This is a genomic window from Pseudomonas sp. 51_B (assembly GCF_017491595.1).
GTDB lineage: Bacteria > Pseudomonadota > Gammaproteobacteria > Pseudomonadales > Pseudomonadaceae > Aquipseudomonas > Aquipseudomonas promysalinigenes.
In genome coordinates this window covers 1-453 of sequence record NZ_JAFGYW010000366.1, presented here as the reverse complement: position 1 = coordinate 453, position 453 = coordinate 1, and the positions used below count along the sequence as shown (strand labels likewise).

Genomic DNA, 453 nt, shown 5'->3' with positions numbered 1-453 from the left:
GGCGAAACAACCGGCACCGCAACCGTTCCGGCCCCGTCCGATGACGTCTACAAAGATGCTGGTTCCGTGCAGGCGACGATCACTAGCGCTACCGGTGGCAATTTCGAAAACCTGGTACCGAGCACTGCTCCAGCGGTGACGACAGTCACCGACACCATCGATACCTCGACCGTCAAATTGACGGCTGATACTTCGGTGGCTGAAGGCGGCACTGTCACCTACACCGCCACCGTCGGCGCGCCGGTCACCGGCTCGCCAGTTGTCGTGACGCTTGCTAACGGCCAGACCATCACCATTGGCGTCGGTCAGACTACCGGCACTGCAACCGCTGTTGCTTCGAACGATGCACTGACCGGCCACGCTCCGATCACCAACTCGATCACTGGCGTGAGCGGTGGCAATTTCGAAGATCTGGTGGCGGATAAAACTCCGGTTTCAACTTCTGTCACGGAC

General features: G+C 59.8%; 1 protein-coding gene. It reads left to right on the top strand.

From position 1 onward, the window contains the following. Nucleotides 1–453, top strand: a 453-nt coding sequence (locus tag J5M56_RS25265) for an immunoglobulin-like domain-containing protein (RefSeq protein WP_207938092.1), incomplete at both ends; no start/stop codon positions are given.